Here is a 14,129-nt window from a genome sequence, read left to right on the forward strand (position 1 = left end):
TGAAAAGACCCCTTTTCTCAAATTAGAGAAAAGGGGTCTTGGCGTCCAACTTAGCTTAACGCCCGCCGATTTCGATTGGCAGGGTGTTTGATTTACCAATAATGGTTTCCTTAGAATCTTTCACATTCACCTGAATGTCCCAGATTCCTGACTTGAGTAAATGACCTTCGACCTTGGCAGTCAGTGTATGTTCATCTTGCCATATGCTCGGAACGTCTTTCCCATTTAAAGTGACATAGCCAAGGGGGGGGATATTGCTCCCTCTCACCGTTAATGTCACGCTTGTACGTCCAGATAGGTCCTGTGTATCAGATTCGACTTTATCAAGCTGGATCGGTCCAAAACCGAGTATATACTTGGAATTTATTATGGGAACTTTGTAATCCTTGTAAGCATGCCGGTCGCCGAAAATGATATCATACTGCAAGGTCTCGTAATCCTTTAGGTCCTGTTCATTAATATTCATCGCCTCATAATGATCTTTCGGTGGTATGACAGGGATCTTTTTCGAAAGTTGACTTAAATAATCGGTGTAATAGCTGCCTTGCTGTTTGGATAATTCAATAAGATAAGGGCCTAAGAAAGCAGGGCTAATATTTAAGGTATCTTTGCGCTCATGGTCAAAATTGTTCCAAACGACAAGCGGAACGGTGTACATCTTTTTCAGGAAATCGGGATCGTCTTTGCCGCTAATATACTTTGTGTCAATGTAAGTGGCATAGTCATCACCTAGGGCTGGCAAATGGTCTCCCCAGAAAGCGATAATCGTTGGTTCTCCCTTTTTCTCGTAGTAATCGACTAATTCCTTTAACATGTTATCGGAGGCACTGATGCCTTGGGCAAGCGTCTCAAGCATCCCTCGAGAAGAAGGAGACACATCGCCAGTAACACCGATTGTATTTCTGGGAAATTTGCCTGGGAAAAAGTGAAAATGGTTTTCCATTGTGTTAGCAAATATGAAATCGGGTCCATCGCTTTGGTCCGTCGCATGAATAATATTAGCAGCAACTTCACTGTCTGCGATATAAGGACCTGAATAGTTAGGCTTAAAATATTCGATTGGAATATACTTGGAGAAGCCAAAGTACTTATATATTTTATTACTGTTGAAAAACCAGTTGTAGAATGGACTTATCGCTGTTGATGTATAACCTTGTCTAGCATAAATACTTGCCAAAGAATCTACTTCATTGGTAATGAATTGATTGTAGGCGATTGACCCTTGCGGTAGGAAACGCATAGAGTTGCCGGTCAAAACCTCGAACTCGACGTTAGCTGTACCCCCGCCATACTGCGGTGAAAGCATCGTGCCGCTTGTCCCTGTCTGCTGCAGCTTATGGAAGAAAGGGATGGGATCGCGACTGAATTCCACACCTTTAATGACGGTAGGATCCCAGAAGGCCTCACTTAACACGACAATAACATTTGGTTTTACATGGTTGTTTAGGTCCCCAGCTTTAATCGGTTTAGGTGAATTACTGACAATAGCTTCGACAGCTTTATCATCGTAACCTTCTCGTTTATCGGTTAACATCGATTTGGTATTTAGAAACGTTGCTAATGCGTAGCCGTTCGTTTGGGTATTCTCAACTTGGTTCCATACGGATGCTTTGATCCCGAACCATTTCTGAATCGGAAGGGGGAGATCCGTGTAAACCGCAGACAACATTGCAATCGCGATAATAGCAAGGATTCCACGTTCTTTTAGGACGACCTTCTTCGAGAATAAGGTCGTGCGGTATAACAAAAAATAACTGGCCGCGAGGAAAAGAAAAAGCATTATCAAGATTTGGAAGCTAAGAATATTGGAGATATATTTCACCATATCCGACGCTTCGCCGGCCAAGACGATATCCCAAGGTGTTAATGGGACCCCTAATATTTTCAACTTAACGCCGCTTACGAGAGCCAAGGTAAGAAGTATACCTGAAATGACCCAATAGGCAATTCTAGTCCGGCCAATCATGGCGATGAACAATAATAACAAACTGAATACGATCCATTCATTGAATAGCAGTTCAAGCAGATGCTTGTAACTCCAAGTTATCATTTCTATATAATTTCCGCGGCTCAAAATTTCCATGATCAAGACAGGAATTAGAGCAATTAATAATAGTGGCAATCGTTGCCGGGTTAGAAGCAATAAGCGATTAATGTGCTGGTTCATATATGTCTCCTATGATATTCAAATTAAGAAATTGTAAATGATAACAGCCATCATTATACCATGGCCAACGTTAATATTCGATGGTATATTATCTAACAATTTTTATAATAAAGTATCAAAGGAAAGGCCTAATTTGCAGGAAATAGATGGTTTTGTCGAGAAATGTATGTATAGAGGATAGAGAAATGAGGGGATTGTATGGCAGAAGAACAAATTCAATTGGTGAAAAAAGCAGCAATGCAAATGCAGCATCGAAGAATGACCAAGAAAGCTTTACTTCGGCGCAGCGTGTTTTTATTTTTAGGTGCTGTGTTAATGTCTATTGGATTGGAGATTTTCTTAGTACCTAACAGAATTATTGACGGAGGAATCACGGGGATATCGATCATTTTATCATATCTAACCAATATTCAAGTCGGGATATTTTTGACCTTATTAAATCTTCCATTCCTGTTTATCGGATATAAATTAATAGGAAAAACGTTTGCCTTATCAACGCTTTTCGCAATTCTGGTCATGTCCACAGGAACGTATCTGCTACACCCCGTTAAAGAGCTAACGCATGATCCTTTGCTTGCAGCTGTATTCGGCGGCATTATTCTCGGTATTGGGGTAGGAATGGTGATTCGTTTCGGGGGTTCACTCGATGGGACGGAAATTGTTGCGATTCTCGTGTCCAAAAAAATTCCATTCTCCGTAGGTGAGATTGTGATGTTTTTCAACCTATTTATTCTAGGCAGCGCAGGCTTTGTATACAGTTGGGATCGTGCGATGTATTCTCTAATCGCTTATTTTATTGCTTATAAAATGATTGATGTGACCATTGAAGGGTTTGATGAGTCGAAGTCCGTGTGGATTATCAGTGATAGCTTCAGACAAATAGGTGAAGCTATACTGGACCGCTTAGGGCGCGGTGTCACTTATCTGGAAGGGGAAGGCGGCTTCACGGGAGATAACAAAAAGGTCATCTTCTGTGTCATTACACGGCTGGAGGAAGCGAAGTTAAAATCCATCGTGGATGAGCTCGATTCTGCAGCATTTCTCGCAGTTGGCAATATCCACGATGTCAAAGGCGGACGATTCAAGAAGCGGGACATCCATTAGTCCCCTTTTCCGTTTCCGCCGCTTTCATTTCCTCGTTCAAACAAACCCAAGTCTCTGATTTTCTGCGCGGCATCTTTGCTGCTCGGACTACCTAGTTTTTTCAAGATATGCCCCACATGAATTTTGACGGTTCGCAAAGATATGAAAAAGCGATTAGCAATTTCTGTTTGCGTATGTCCTTGATCAATCATCTCCAGTACCTGAAGCTCTGTTGGCGTGATTAGATCGCTGACTTCTTTGACTTTGAATTGGTGTTCTAACCGTTTGAGTCTGCGGAATTCCTCTCGCATCTGTTCAGCTACTGCCGCGTTAATGGAAGATTGACGTGCATGCACGGCTCGAATAATGGCAGGAAGCTCTTCGAATCGGGATTTGATCTGGTAGTCAATAGCACCGGCTTGAAAGGAACGGAAGATGAAATCCTTCTCCTCCATCGAAGTAAGCATAATGACTTTAGCTCCCCAAGATAAAAGAGCTTGTTCAGCAAGTCCAATGCCCGCAGGCTCATCTTGCAGCATGATATCCATAAGTACGACATCGGCTTCTGGTTCCGCATTAGCAAATAGTTCCCTTGCCTCTTCTGCGGTTGTTAAAGTGCCCACGACACTCAAATCTGGCTGACGATTCAAATAAGCTTTAAGGCCGCGTAGCCAGTCAAGGTCATCCTCAACAATCAAAATACGAATTAGTTCCAAGTGGGAGTCCCCCTTTATTTCTTTCGTCGGTTGCCCGGGAAGGTTAGAAACACACTCGTGCCTTTCCCTGGCGCACTGCTTAATTCCAAGGCCCCTCCATGTTTCTTCATGACACTGTAGCAGTAGGCGAGTCCGAGTCCAAAGTTGCTATGACTGCCGCTTTTGGTCGTATAAAACGGTTCTAATACTTGCTTCAATACGGATTTCTCCATCCCTATTCCGGTATCTCTTATTTCCAAAATAATATTCTTTTTGGCATGAAACGCTTTAAGAGTAAGGTCGCCACCTTGTGGCATAGCTTCTACCGCATTCATGAGTATATTCGTTAACGTTTCCGCAATTTGAATAGGATCTAAATGAAGAATTAAGTTCTCAGGGATGTTCTGATTCACCTGGATATTACTTAGGTAAGGTCTAAGTGGAAGAAGGACTTCATTAATAAGTTCAGCTAAATCATTTGAGGATTCCCGAAGAGGGAGCTCTTGTGTTTGTTCGTGTACTCGGCTAATCATATCACGGATATGCATGGAAGATCCCATAACGACATCGATGTCCTGCATAAGTTCCGACTGATTCGTTTCCCCGGCATACTGCTTCATTTTCTCGAGGAACAAACGCATTTTCCCGACATCGTTCTTAATCGAATGGTTTAAAATCGCTGTTCCCGATGTGATGGCGCGGAGCGTCGAGTCCAGTTTGCGACGTTCGATGAGCAGACGCATGCCGAGAAAACCATATTTGAAAAAGGTGAATACGAAAAAAGGCACAACGAAAGCAAGAATCCATACGTGATAGACCCACATACGGTAAAAACCGAAGCTTGGCATAACGTAATTAAGTATCCCTACACAAAGGATAGGAGGAAGGAGGGCTAAGCAGGTGAAGAGGTGCGTTCGCTTCATAGCCGGAAGCCGTTCTGTTTTGATTACAATAAGTACAGTGCCAATGAAAATGTAAGGAACAGCCCAGGAGGCTACGATGGGAAAGGTAATAGGCATTTCCTCCGTGTAACCAGGTGTGAATAGTATACAGGCAATGGGAGGAATAAGTAGACCTATTGGCAGCCACGTTTGAATGGCTGGTTTCTGCCAGGATGCGTTATATCTCAAAGAAAGCATGGCAAATGAGTATGGCAAGCCGTAGTAAGATAACAGTGAGCTAATGCTCATGACGCGATAAAGATGAGCACTAATGGATGGGTTGGGTACTGTTTGCTGAATATAGGGGATAAAAGTTTCAGATAAAACAGCAGCAAGTGCGCCGAATCCACCAGTAAAAGCAATAGCGCTCATCCAGCGCATCGTACTGGATCGTGGATCAACCATGACAAGCCCCAACGCGATGATCCAGAGTGCAAATAGAACGAAAAGCATGTTTCCTCCGTCAAATGAGTCTAATGTTTCTTCTATTGTGGCATGGAGCCAACATTTGCACAAGAGTATCCTTTCCTTCTGAGACTGGCAGGATATAGGCGATTATTCTCGAATAAGTGATTTAGAAGGGAGTGGAACCTTATTGAAGTAAACAAGTCAAAGTTTTTATCCATACTAACGATTGTGGGTAAAGTATTATTAACACTCGTTTTTATTGTTGTTATTACCGTGTTATTATCAATCGTAGCCGCGGTTGTATCTATTCTGAGACATCCTGCACCTCAGGAGTTAAGTATGGCAGGAGTTGCTGGAGATCCATTCTTTATAAAGGCAGCTTTATGGGCGCAAATCATTGGTTTTATTAGCGGGGTTATTCTTTCGTATGCCATTTTTGAAAGACATAAAGGATGGACACTTGGTCTTCATACTCATCTGCTTGGCAGAAGAGTAGGAGAAGGCTTCGCTGCAGGCGCTTTACTTATTACGATCAGCAGTGCAGGGATATGGCTGCTGGGCGGGATTAAGATCATTTCGTTGCAATGGACTGAAACGCTCGGGATCGAGCTGATGTGGGGTTTTTTACTCTTCATAGGGGTTGCAGTTAATGAAGAGTTATTCGCACGCGGCTATTTACAAGGACTGGTGAAGATAAGGTTCGGCACCAAATCTGCAATAACGGTCTCGACCGTTGTATTTGCCTTTTTGCATACATTTAATCCAGGCATGTGGAATTCGCCTCTTCCAGTCTTGAATTTACTTCTAGCAGGCCTATTATTCGCCTTAAGCCGAGAGTACTCGGGCGGTTTGTGGATGCCGATAGGCATGCACTTGTCTTGGAATTTTTTTCAGGGCTGTATCCTCGGATTCGAAGTTTCCGGTACACCGATGTCGTCGCTCATTAAGACCGAGATACAGGGAGCTTCACTTATCTCAGGAGCTGACTTTGGGGCTGAAGGCAGCTTGGTCACCACCATCATCCTTGTACTTGGAATTGTTTTGATATCTAGATACTATCAAAGTCGTGCTAAGCAAATGCTACATACCAAGGAGGATTCATTATGAGTCAGTACGAGATTATCAGCAGCGAGTGGGACGGGGAGTCGACCCTGCGCCTAGTCGACCATCATGCACAGGCCGAGGCCGAAGTCATTCCGGCCGTCGGATTGCATCTGTTCCGCTTCGATGTGCGGAACCATGCCTACATCGCGAAGCCAGCCAGCTTGGCTGAGCTTCGCGTGAAGTCTTCGCGCTACGGCGTGCCCATTCTGTTCCCGCCGGGGCGCGTCAAGCTTGCGGCCTTCTCCTTCGAAGGCCGCGAGTACCGGCTCCCCGCGAATCGGGAGCCGGACCACGCCCACGGCGAGCTGCGCGAGCGGCCGTGGAAGGTCATTGCCAGCGGTGCGGATGCCGCTGGCGGGGCGTATGTCTCCGCGGAGTATCCTGACATGCTGGCGTATTATCCACACGCCGCATGCTTTCGATTCACGTACCGTCTGAAGGACGGTACGCTGTCGCTCAGCGGTGAAATCGCCAACCGCAGCGGCCAAACGATGCCGCTATCTCTTGGCTTTCACCCGTACTTCGCGTTCGCGAAGGGTGAAGCCGGCCGCGTGCGGGTCGTGATCCCCGCGGCGGCAGAGTGGCCGCTCAGCGCGGATGGCTACGCGGCAGCGGAGCCCGTGTCTTCGCCGCTCACTGCGGCGCTGCAGGAAGGCGCGCTCATCACGGAGCTGCCGAATTACCCGGGCGGCTCGCAGATGCTCAGCATCGAGCCGGGCCCGCAAACCTGCGAGCTTCAGTATGAAGCTCGAGGGACTAAGCTTGTGTACAACACGGGAGACAAGTTTCCCATTCATGTGCTATTCACAGCGCCATGGACGGAAGCTGTGTCGCTTGAACCTTATACAAGTATCATGAACGTGTTCAACGAGCCCTTTTCTCCAGAAATTTCGGGTGCCCAAGGCTTAGCAGCGGGTGAATCATTCAATTTCAATTGGTCAATCCATATTGAACCATTGCAATAACACTCAAAAAAGAGTCAAAGGAAGGCACATCAGCCTTCATACTTGACTCTTTTTTTAATTCCAATTTATGACTACTTACCATGGCTCATAACCAAAACCAACAGATGAATAACCAGCGTAACTGTGTCGGTGCAACTCCTGAATATGACCTTCTATTTGCTTAGATTTAACCACTGCACCTCCACGCGAGGTGTTGTAAGCGTTAAGCTCAACAGTGCCTTCAAGTAAATGAAAGTGAGTTCCATCTTGGAGCGCAATGGCAGGCCCAGTCGTACCATAATAAGCATGATAATGGCCATATCGGATGCCGGAAATGCCTTGGTATTGATGTACGTGATTGTCGTAAGCCGTACCGTTAACACTAAACGTATATAGTCGCAATAAGTGATGATGGTGTAATACTTCTGATGTTATTATTTTAAAGAAATGAACATGAGCAGGCGGTATACGTGGGTGCATGAAAAACCCCCTCGGCTACAGGATATGTTTCATCCTATTCGATGGGGGCTAGAGTCATGACTAGGGGAGAGGATAAAGGTTGGATTGGCCGATCTTCATCTTTTTATCATCGTGAATACGTACTTCAACTTGATGAGGTTTCCCAGGCATTAATGGTGGGTTATCTGACAGATCGACATAAAGCGTATCTTCACCATTGAAATTGGATTTAAAAGCTACACCATCAATATAAACATTGCAGGAAGAATAAAAGGGACTACCAACAACCTGAAGTTTATTTTCACTTTGAATTACTTTTGTTATAACGGGATCGCCGTAACCCAAGGTATATCCAGGTTGTACAATCGAGTTTTTAAAACCCTTGGCTTCGTACCCATACCGGCCTCCGAATAAGTTATCGTACTGAAGCTTCATGTAGTCGGAGAGATCACTATCTTTTATTTGATATTTGTCCCACATCTCATTTGGCGGAATAACAGGGATTTTTTGTGATAATTCGTAAAGATAGTCTGTGTAGTAACTGCCCTGAACACCAGCCATTTGAAGAACCTTAGGGCCTAGAAAGGAAGGGCTGATCTTTATATCCTTTTTCTCTTGATCCGCAGGCAGGAAATTGTTCCAAATTAAGAAAGGCGTGTAATGTGTCTTTGTATATAAATCCGGATCATCAGGAAGAACATACTTGGCATCGCGGTAGACTTTATAATTTTCCTCGAAAAAAGGTAAATGATCTCCGAAAAAGAGAATGATCGTTGGCTCGGACTTTTTTGAGTAATAGTCAACTAGTGACTGCAGCGCTTTGTCAGTACCCGAGATACCCTGGGCGTATGTCTCCAAAATACCCTTGGATTCAGGTGTGATATCTCCTTTAACTTCAATCGTGTTTTTGATGAATTTCCCCGGTTTAAAGGGATGATGATTCTCCATGGTGTTCGCGAAAATGAAATCAGGCCCCTGGCTTTTCTCCGTTTCTTCAATAATCTTTTTTACAACAGCTCTGTCCGCATAGTTCGGTCCTTCAAAATCATTTGGGAAAAACTCACTGGCAATGAATCGCGAAAACCCAAAATGCTTATACACCTTTCTGCTATCGAAGAAATAGCTGAAGAATGGGTTAATGGAGGTGGCGGTATAACCCTGCCGCGTCGTAATACTGGCTAAAGAGTCAACGCCATGATTCATATACTCGATGTAAGGCAATATTTTATCCGGTGATTTCCCAAAGAATCGCATGGAATTACTGGATAAGACTTCAAATTCAACATTGGCAGTGCTGCCTCCGAATTGTGGGGACAACATCCAACCGCTGGTGAATGTTTTTTGTAGCTGATGCAAATTGGGTATCGGATCCCGGCTAAACGTGATGTTTTTCATGATCGTTGGATCCCAGAAGGCTTCTCCAAGCATCACGATGATGTTTGGCTTTTTGTCATTCGCCGCTTTTTTCTCTGGAATTTGTTCCAGAATAGACGTAACGGCTTTTTTACTATAACCATCTGGTTTTGCTACATTCAGAAAACCTAACATTTGTACAGAGGAATACAAGTATCCATTCTCGTCGTAAGTGATTGTTTGATCCCAAGGCACCGTGTAAATGCCGTATAGATTCATGAAAGGAATAGGCTTGTCCATATAAAGACTAGTCGCCATAATGATGGCAATGATGGCATAAATACTACGTTCAATCCAAGTGAATTGGATACGTCGATGCAGCAACATCAAATGAAATAATAAAGCAATTATTGCGATGAAAATGATGACTGTACCCAGTAATCTATAATTGAGATACCCTTGCAAAAAAGCTCTGTACTCAACAATTTGATTATTAAATACGAGGTCCCATGGATAATAGGGCGCTCCAATGGCTTTTAATTTACTGCCGCTAATTGCTCCTAGAGGAAGTAAAATGGCACAAAGCACCCAAAAAGATAACCGGCTTCGACCAGTTATTGCAATAAGGAACAAATACATAGTACCAACAACAAAGTAGGCAAGAACCATTGATAGCGGGTGAGACATGATCCATTTATGAAGTTCTTCATAAGAGCCTCTTTCTAAGTATTCAACCATGTCCATCAGTAGAAAAGGTAATACAATAATCAAAATGCGAGAGGGTACATGCTTTAGTGTTTGAAGTAAATTAGTCATTTTTTTAACTCCTGTTCTATATGAGCCAGTTCCATTCGTCCATTGTCTCAATAATAGAGAGTCGGTTATTTTTGTTTTAAGCCTTTTCTTCCGTTTGCTCCTCGCTGATTTGCTGCAGGGCTTGCAGGAAGGTAGCCGAAGGCTGAGCGCCAGTAAGCGCATATTTACGATTGATTACGAAAAAGGGAACTCCCGAAACTCCAGCTTGTCTGGCAAAATCAAGATCATCCTCGACTTGCTTTAACCCTTCCTTTGCATTTAAGCGAGTGGAGGTTTGTACCCGATCCATGCCGAGTTTCTCAGCAAAATCAAGCAAAACATCCACTTTCCCAATATCTTTTCCATCTTCAAAATAAGCTTTAAACAAATCGTCAACAAGCTCTTTTTTACGATCTTCCGGTGCGATAGCGATGAGTTGATGCGCCTTTAACGTATTCGGCATCTTCTCAACTTTTGAGAAATCAAAATATAAACCTGACGCTTGACCAGCTTGAGTAACCTGCTGCAGCATGCCATTCAGCTTAGCTTCATCCGCTCGAACCTTTTGGAGCATAACATCACGGAAGGGTGATCCATCTGGAGGTGTTGAAGGGTCAAGTTGATAAGCACGATACTGGATTTCAACAGGCTCTGATGTAAAATTGGCTAACGCATCAGTCAAATTCTTTTTGCCGATACGGCACCATGGACAAACAATATCTTGAAATATTTCAATAATCATAAATTAGACTCCTTTGATGAAAAAATAGTAACTATATTTTAATTATAGCACATTAATTCATTTGCCTAAACCGCTCGGGTGTGAGTCCGACGTGCTTTCGAAAACTCGCGACAAAGTGGCTTGTATCTCGGAAACCTACCTGCTCAGCCACATCCTTGACAGTCTGATGCTGCTGCTTCAATAGCATCTCTTTGGATTTGCGAAGACGCAGCATAATTAAATAGGAATAAGGAGACAGCCCAAAGGCATGCTGAAACAGTGTATTCATGTGTCTAGGCGTAATCTGTAGGATCCCTGACATTACTTCAAGTCCGATATCAGGGTTATGATAGTGACTATCAAGCCAAATCAATAATGGCTGCAGCTGGACCATTTGATTACGAATAGAGGCGCGGTTATTGATTTGTCCATGCTTTTTTAGCTGAATTAGAAAGTAATATAAATCCGCGGAGGCTTCATACCCTGAATATTCGTGTGCTGCATCCATATTGGCCAAAATTCGTCCTATTTCCACTTGCAGCGGGCCTTCCTCATCCCAACGAAAAATTGCAGTCTCCATCAAATCAAAGGAACGAAGAATGGCATCTGCACAAGTCCCTCCGAATGTGACATATTGCGTACACCATTGTTCAGTTACAGCCCAATAAGAATGAGGTACACCTGGAAGCAATAAAATCCCTGAACCTTTGGTTAAGCTAAATTTTTTTCCTTCTATAATGAACTCCCCTTCACCTGCATAAGTTTGCAGCCAATGATAACTGGGAAACCCCTCAGGTCTTACTAATTTTTCTTGATCCTCATGGTGACCAATACTTTCAATAAATAATGGGAACGGTTGCGCAGTTGAAGGCATTAATTCATATCTCTTATGCATTTTTCACCATCCTGTTCCATTTTATTATATAGTTGTGTAAGAATATTATATTTTAAGCCAGAAAATAATCCAATACAATGTACTTATTCTTATATTAATTCCAAAAAAAGAGGTGCAAAACTTGATTAACAAGAAACTTCCTAAAATTTGGTATGGTGGAGACTACAACCCAGAGCAATGGGACAAAGAGATCATGAATGAAGATCTACGGATGTTTAATCTTTCAGGGATTGATGTTGCGACCATAAATGTTTTTTCGTGGGCGCTTTCACAGCTGAATGAAGATACCTACGACTTTACATGGCTGGACGAAATTATCGACCGTTTGTTTGACAACGGAACTTTCATATGCCTTGCCACAAGTACAGGGGCTCATCCTGCATGGATGGCACGTAAATATCCAGATATATTACGAGTTGATTTCGAGGGCCGTAAACGTAAATTTGGAGGACGACATAATTCTTGTCCAAATAGCCCAACCTATCGAAAATATTCGGAGCGAATTGCAGAAAAGCTTGCAGAACGCTACAAGGATCACCCAGCCATTTTAATCTGGCATGTTTCTAATGAATACGGTGGCTATTGTTACTGCGATCATTGCGCGGACGGCTTCCGGAATTGGCTCCAAGAGCGTTATACAACACTCGAAACCTTGAATAAAGCATGGAATTCAGGTTTCTGGGGTCATACTTTCTATGAGTGGGAAGAGATCGTTCCACCAAATGCTATTTCTGAAGAATGGGGAGTGGATAATACCAACTTCCAAGGAATCTCGCTTGATTACCGCCGTTTTATGTCAGATAGCTTGCTGGAGTGCTACAAACTAGAATATAACGCCATCAAAAAACATACACCTGACCTACCCGTAACAACGAATTTAATGGGACTATATAAAGAATTAGACTATTTCAAATGGGCCAAACATTTAGATGTTGTCTCATGGGATAATTATCCTTCCCTAAATACACCTATTAGTCTGACCGCTATGACCCATGACCTTATGCGCGGCTTGAAACAAGGACAGCCATTCATGCTTATGGAACAAACCCCGAGTCAGCAAAACTGGCAGCCCTATAATTCCCTCAAACGGCCCGGAGTTATGAAGCTTTGGAGCTATCAGGCGGTGGCTCATGGAGCAGATACCGTGATGTTTTTCCAGCTGCGCAGATCAGTAGGAGCATGTGAGAAATATCACGGTGCCGTCATCGAGCACGTGGGACATGAACATACACGAGTGTTCCGCGAATGCGCGGAGCTAGGTTCTGAATTGCAAAAACTGTCCGACAGTCTGCTAGACACCAGAATCAACGCTCGAGTCGCCATTGTTTTCGATTGGGAGAATCGCTGGGCAATAGAACTGTCAAGTGGCCCAACCGTTGCGCTCAACTATGTGGACGAAGTCCACAAATATTATGACGCTCTATTTCAGCAAAATATTCAAGCCGATCTAATAGGTATAGATACAGATCTATCAAACTATGACATCGTTATTGCACCTGTGCTATACATGGTGAAAAAAGGCTACGCGAAGCAGGTAGAGGACTTCGTTCGTTCAGGAGGAACCTTCCTGACGACATTCTTTAGCGGAATAGTCAATGAGAACGATATCGTTTCACTTGGCGGTTACCCTGGGGAATTACGTGAGCTGCTCGGAATATGGGCAGAAGAAATAGATGCGCTTTTCCCTGACCAAAAAAACCAAATCGTACTAAACGAACCGTGGGGAGCGCTCAGCGGTGAGTACCAATGTGGACTTCTATGTGACTTAATCCATTCAGAAGGAGCCGAAATAAAAGCGGTCTATGGCAGCGATTTCTATCAAGGAATGCCAGCACTTACCGTAAATAAATTCGGAGCAGGTCAAGCTTGGTATGTAGCCTCTAGTCCGGAACCATCCTTCTTGAAGGGGTTTCTAGCAAATTTGTGCAAAGAAAAAGGGATAACAGCACCTATTACCCCAGTTCCTGGTGTTGAAATTTCACAAAGAACCAATGAGAGTGAAACATATCTGTTTATCCTGAATCACAATGATCAACCCGTTAATGTAGATTTAGGTACCTTAAAGGGATTGGATTTAATAAAAGGTCAACCAGTAACCGATACCGTTACACTTTCAACAAAAGGTGTTCTCATTCTATCAATAAGCTGAACAAAAACTAGCATAAATTATTCAATAAGTTCTCGAAAACGGCCTCTGTCTAAAGACAGAGGTTATTTTCATTTTTGAGAAATTTTATCTCGCTATAGACGTAACTAATGTTAGTAAAAGCGTCTTGAAATGGGTAAGGTCGATATTTTCAGTCACTGTGAGGAAAAGCCAGTCCCAGGTTATTCATCAGCAAAACGTATATTCTGTGGTATCTACAATGAATAAGAAAAGGATAACCTAAACTAAAAATTAATAATTAATAATTAAAAATTAAAAATTAAAAACTAAAAACTAATAATTAATAATTATTAATAACTGATATCTGATCTAATATCTGATTGCTGATTACTAAATCAAACTTAAAGCAATTCTTTTAATAATTAATTGAACTACTGAATATCAACCGAATCATCAA

11 protein-coding genes are annotated in these 14,129 nt (G+C 43.0%); 4 read left to right on the forward strand and 7 right to left on the reverse strand.

From position 1 onward, the window contains the following. Nucleotides 1-55 precede the first annotated feature (55 nt). Nucleotides 56-2,167, reverse strand: coding sequence for an LTA synthase family protein (locus ASG93_RS28930; protein WP_063891991.1), 2,112 nt, complete (start codon nt 2,165-2,167; stop codon nt 56-58). A gap of 243 nt (nt 2,168-2,410) precedes the next feature. Here ASG93_RS28930 and ASG93_RS28935 point away from each other — a divergent pair, with 243 nt between their 5' ends. After that, the gene (locus ASG93_RS28935) at nt 2,411-3,271 is read left to right on the forward strand and encodes a YitT family protein (protein ID WP_414858899.1); all 861 of its coding nucleotides are present in this window, start codon (nt 2,411-2,413) and stop codon (nt 3,269-3,271) included. On the opposite strand, the gene ASG93_RS28940 is transcribed toward ASG93_RS28935, so the two are convergent. After that, a complete protein-coding gene (locus ASG93_RS28940) occupies nt 3,268-3,966 on the reverse strand; it encodes a response regulator transcription factor (RefSeq protein WP_056837815.1) in 699 nt (232 codons plus the stop codon). The genes ASG93_RS28935 and ASG93_RS28940 overlap by 4 nt on opposite strands. A gap of 14 nt (nt 3,967-3,980) precedes the next feature. Continuing rightward, nucleotides 3,981-5,339 (reverse strand): sensor histidine kinase, encoded by a 1,359-nt coding sequence (locus ASG93_RS28945; protein ID WP_056837817.1) that lies wholly within the window; start codon nt 5,337-5,339, stop codon nt 3,981-3,983. Between the two features lie 294 nt (nt 5,340-5,633). Between ASG93_RS28945 and ASG93_RS28950 the strand changes: the two genes are divergently transcribed. Continuing rightward, on the forward strand, nt 5,634-6,401 hold the full coding sequence (locus ASG93_RS28950; RefSeq protein ID WP_056837819.1) for a CPBP family intramembrane glutamic endopeptidase: 768 nt from the start codon (nt 5,634-5,636) through the stop codon (nt 6,399-6,401). Continuing rightward, nucleotides 6,398-7,363: an aldose 1-epimerase gene (locus tag ASG93_RS28955; protein WP_056837822.1), complete on the forward strand. Its 966-nt coding sequence runs from the start codon at nt 6,398-6,400 to the stop codon at nt 7,361-7,363. Before ASG93_RS28950 ends, ASG93_RS28955 begins: the two co-directional genes overlap by 4 nt. Nucleotides 7,364-7,438: 75 nt before the next feature. Here ASG93_RS28955 and ASG93_RS28960 read toward each other — a convergent pair whose 3' ends face one another. The 4 genes from ASG93_RS28960 to ASG93_RS28975 all read right to left on the reverse strand — a co-directional run bounded on the left by ASG93_RS28960 (nt 7,439) and on the right by ASG93_RS28975 (nt 11,565). Further along, the gene (locus ASG93_RS28960; protein ID WP_056837823.1) at nt 7,439-7,822 is read right to left on the reverse strand and encodes a YmaF family protein; all 384 of its coding nucleotides are present in this window, start codon (nt 7,820-7,822) and stop codon (nt 7,439-7,441) included. A gap of 60 nt (nt 7,823-7,882) precedes the next feature. Then, nucleotides 7,883-9,970 carry an LTA synthase family protein gene (locus ASG93_RS28965; protein WP_056837825.1) on the reverse strand — a complete coding sequence of 696 codons (2,088 nt, stop codon included), beginning with the start codon at nt 9,968-9,970 and terminating at the stop codon, nt 7,883-7,885. 76 nt (nt 9,971-10,046) lie between these two features. Further along, complete coding sequence (locus tag ASG93_RS28970) at nt 10,047-10,691, reverse strand: DsbA family protein (RefSeq protein WP_056837827.1); 645 nt, start codon at nt 10,689-10,691, stop codon at nt 10,047-10,049. Between the two features lie 52 nt (nt 10,692-10,743). Then, nucleotides 10,744-11,565 carry an AraC family transcriptional regulator gene (locus tag ASG93_RS28975; protein WP_056837829.1) on the reverse strand — a complete coding sequence of 274 codons (822 nt, stop codon included), beginning with the start codon at nt 11,563-11,565 and terminating at the stop codon, nt 10,744-10,746. A gap of 121 nt (nt 11,566-11,686) precedes the next feature. On the opposite strand from ASG93_RS28975, the gene ASG93_RS28980 reads away from it, so the two are divergent. After that, a complete protein-coding gene (locus ASG93_RS28980; protein WP_056837831.1) occupies nt 11,687-13,714 on the forward strand; it encodes a beta-galactosidase in 2,028 nt (675 codons plus the stop codon). The last annotated feature ends 415 nt before the right edge of the window (nt 13,715-14,129 follow it).

The sequence above is a fragment of the Paenibacillus sp. Soil787 genome (genome assembly GCF_001429545.1).
Lineage (GTDB): Bacteria > Bacillota > Bacilli > Paenibacillales > NBRC-103111 > Paenibacillus_E.

What these genes read in the sequence shown, in the direction of transcription:
- ASG93_RS28945 (WP_056837817.1), bottom strand. Translation starts at nt 5,339, where the DNA reads ATGCTTTTCGTTCTATTTGCACTCTGGATCATCGCGTTGGGGCTTGTC.
- ASG93_RS28930 (WP_063891991.1), bottom strand. Translation starts at nt 2,167, where the DNA reads ATGAACCAGCACATTAATCGCTTATTGCTTCTAACCCGGCAACGATTG.
- ASG93_RS28970 (WP_056837827.1), bottom strand. Translation starts at nt 10,691, where the DNA reads ATGATTATTGAAATATTTCAAGATATTGTTTGTCCATGGTGCCGTATC.
- ASG93_RS28965 (WP_056837825.1), bottom strand. Translation starts at nt 9,970, where the DNA reads ATGACTAATTTACTTCAAACACTAAAGCATGTACCCTCTCGCATTTTG.
- ASG93_RS28950 (WP_056837819.1), top strand. Translation starts at nt 5,634, where the DNA reads ATGGCAGGAGTTGCTGGAGATCCATTCTTTATAAAGGCAGCTTTATGG.
- ASG93_RS28935 (WP_414858899.1), top strand. Translation starts at nt 2,411, where the DNA reads ATGCAGCATCGAAGAATGACCAAGAAAGCTTTACTTCGGCGCAGCGTG.
- ASG93_RS28960 (WP_056837823.1), bottom strand. Translation starts at nt 7,822, where the DNA reads ATGCACCCACGTATACCGCCTGCTCATGTTCATTTCTTTAAAATAATA.
- ASG93_RS28975 (WP_056837829.1), bottom strand. Translation starts at nt 11,565, where the DNA reads ATGCATAAGAGATATGAATTAATGCCTTCAACTGCGCAACCGTTCCCA.
- ASG93_RS28955 (WP_056837822.1), top strand. Translation starts at nt 6,398, where the DNA reads ATGAGTCAGTACGAGATTATCAGCAGCGAGTGGGACGGGGAGTCGACC.